This window comes from Polynucleobacter sp. 35-46-11 (assembly GCF_002281105.1).
This window is the reverse complement of record NZ_NCFJ01000344.1, coordinates 1-2,765: the sequence shown is the minus strand read 5'-3', so window position 1 is coordinate 2,765 and position 2,765 is coordinate 1. Positions and strand designations below refer to the sequence as shown.

Sequence of the window (2,765 nt, the reverse complement as noted above, 5' to 3'; positions counted from 1 at the left end):
CCAGATGCCGATGTTTTAGAGTTAGCAGCGAGCACCGTGCGACCTTGATAATTCTCCAACCGGTAAATCGTGTTCTTTTTGTAAGGCGCTATGTGGTAAAAATGCCAACCATCTGGCATGCCATTTCTTGGTCTATCAGCAGAAAATTTCGGCAAATCTTCCTGAGCCGGCAACTGATCTACGTTAAATGCTTGACCAGCCTCATTCTCAATGGAATTCCCAGTGAAGCCTGCACAGCCAAGCAAAGAGATGGCTGTAGCAGTCAACAGCAGCAGGGATCGAAAGCCAGTTTTTGTAAACATCCCTAGAATTGTCCCAAAGAATGGGGTGCTAAGTCTAAAATTGCCTGATGCGCCATCAATCCCCCTCAAGCTGGGCCGCTATCAGCATCTGTATCGCTGCGGCGCTGCACTTTGCCCTTGGCTTCTCGATTGAGTTCTCTGTTGATGAAGCGCATTACGCTTTATATGCAAAACATCTTGCCTGGAGTTACTTTGATCATCCACCATTAGTTGGCTGGATCCAGTGGCCATTAGTTGCCCTCACTTCATCCGAAGGGATTATTCGCCTCATTCCGGAATTGCTTTGGGTACTTTCTGCTTTCTTGGTATATCAGGTAACTATTGAAATTCATCACCTGATGCAGGGACGTAATGCGGGTTACCTAACCACCGCCCTACCTTCTGCCAATCTATGTGGATTGATGGCTGTGTTAGCAATCATTGCAGCGCCACTACCTCATGTTTTAGCAATCGGTCTTTTGCCTGACACCTTGCTCGCACCCTTAAGCCTGGGTTTAATGTTGATGGCTTTGCGCTGGATCCAAAATGATTACTTCACTGTTTCTGACTGGATTATTACTGGCTTGCTACTGGGCCTAGCAGGTCTGAGCAAATACACCGCCGCGTTTACTGCATTTGCCCTGCTCTTTGTTTTCTTGGCCTTACCAAAGAAACCTTGGATTACTAAAGCAGGTTTTTGGATAGCGGCAGCAATTGCCTTAATTGTGATTAGCCCAGTACTCTATTGGAACTGGATCAATGATTGGATCTCGTTCAAGTACCAAATTGCCCATGGTAGTGGTGGCACTTGGGCATGGCGTAGAGTTGGCGCCTTCATTGGTATTCAGATTGCCTGCTTTGGGCCGCTATTACTTTTAGGCAGCTATACATATATTAAGCACTGCCTTCACTCCCACAAGCTCCTTATCTTTGCTTTGCTGAGCTTTTTCATGATCCCTTTCATGATTTTTGCTTCACTTTCTGGGGGCGGCAGTCTCCCCCACTGGACTACCCCGGCGTGGTTTTGTCTAGCGCCATTTGCCGGCATTGGTCTAGCCAAGGCATGGGCCATGCAACATCGCATGGCAATACGCATCTTATTTGTTGGGCAACTACTCATTTGCTTAATAGGCTTTGGCTATGTTTTATCGGGAGGCATGAATACGGCAGCCCTTAAGTCCAATCCAATTGCTGACCTCTACGGATGGAAGATTGCAGGCGAAAAAGCAGCTCAATTGGCACAAGCCACTAAAGCAAACGGCATTGCAGTACAAAACTGGACGTTGGGTAGTCGGGCTGCTTGGTATGCGCAACCAGTACCAGTCTTTGTATTGGACCAGCGTCAGGATCAGTTTGACCTCTGGTTTGGGCAATTACCAGCTGGTGCGAACGCCTTAGTAATCAATTGGTCGGGCATGACTTTTAAGCCGCCTGTTGGGGCAAACCCCGCCTTTGAGCTCTGCGAACCCCTGGACAACCTAGAAATCATCCGGTTTGGGCAGGTTTTATCCAAATTTGACTACAGTCTTTGTCGCAACTGGCAGGACGCTGGTACAGCACGTTAATTCCCCAAATTCAAGACCTTAGGAGCCATAGGCATTATCCTTATGCCTATGAGTTCACAACCCCAAGCCACCCCAAAAGCCACATCTGGGTGGAAAGCAATCCTCAAACGGGCTTGGCCCACCATTCGTATTGTTTTGTCAGTCGCACTCCTCTGGAAGGCCACGAGCGGAATTGATTGGCACGCCCTATTCAATTCTGAAATTCGGATGCAGCCTTGGTGGTTTTTAGCTGCGGTATTCACGATGCTCTCGGCATTTATATGTGGTGGACTGCGCTGGGGATTTTTAATGCGCAAAGTTGGGTTTCAAGGAAGTCTCCTTAACTTTGTAGCACTCTATTTTGCTGGCGGACTCATCAATCAGGGACTACCAAGCACTCTTGGTGGGGATAGTTATCGCGCTATTACAGCCACCCATTTAAGTAGCAGCGGCAAATTGACTGAAGAAAAAGGCTTAGATGAGGAGCTTCATCACTCGGTAGACTTGGAGCACGCAACACCTAAATTGCGTCTGAGTTTTTCTATGGTGCTAGTAGATCGCCTACTTGGCTTGGCAGGAAACAATTTACTGGGTGGACTGGGCCTCATTTTGGGTGGCGCTACTTTGGCCGCCTGGGGAACAGACTTGGGTTACGCCGTCACAGGCATCATGGTTTTTGCTGGTTTATTTATTGCTGCCGTTTTAGCCTGGGGTCCGAGCTGCAACTTGCTACAAAAATTATTAGATCGCCTCAAAATGAGCCATGCCCTCCCAGGAATTAAGCTCGCTTTTTCTTGGCCCATGAATATCGCTCAAGCTGTATTTGCAATTGGCATTCATGCTCTCACAATTTTGACGCTGCTCTTCTGTCTTAAAGCCTATGGAGTGGATGCGCCTATTGAAGCCCTCATGATTGGCTTGCCTGCACTCAGCCTTCTCT

Annotated in this window: 2 protein-coding genes and 1 pseudogene; 2 read left to right on the top strand and 1 reads right to left on the bottom strand. The window is 48.0% G+C overall.

Annotated features, from left to right (window positions below):
- Positions 1-302, bottom strand: a pseudogene (locus B7Y67_RS14630) (hypothetical protein); the annotation flags it as partial.
- A gap of 47 nt (positions 303-349) precedes the next feature.
- Here B7Y67_RS14630 and B7Y67_RS14625 point away from each other — a divergent pair.
- Positions 350-1,846 (top strand): glycosyltransferase family 39 protein, encoded by a 1,497-nt coding sequence (locus tag B7Y67_RS14625; RefSeq protein WP_293599270.1) that lies wholly within the window; start codon positions 350-352, stop codon positions 1,844-1,846.
- Positions 1,847-1,894: 48 nt separating this feature from the next.
- On the top strand, positions 1,895-2,765 hold an 871-nt coding region (locus B7Y67_RS14620; protein ID WP_293599269.1), incomplete at its 3' end, for a lysylphosphatidylglycerol synthase transmembrane domain-containing protein.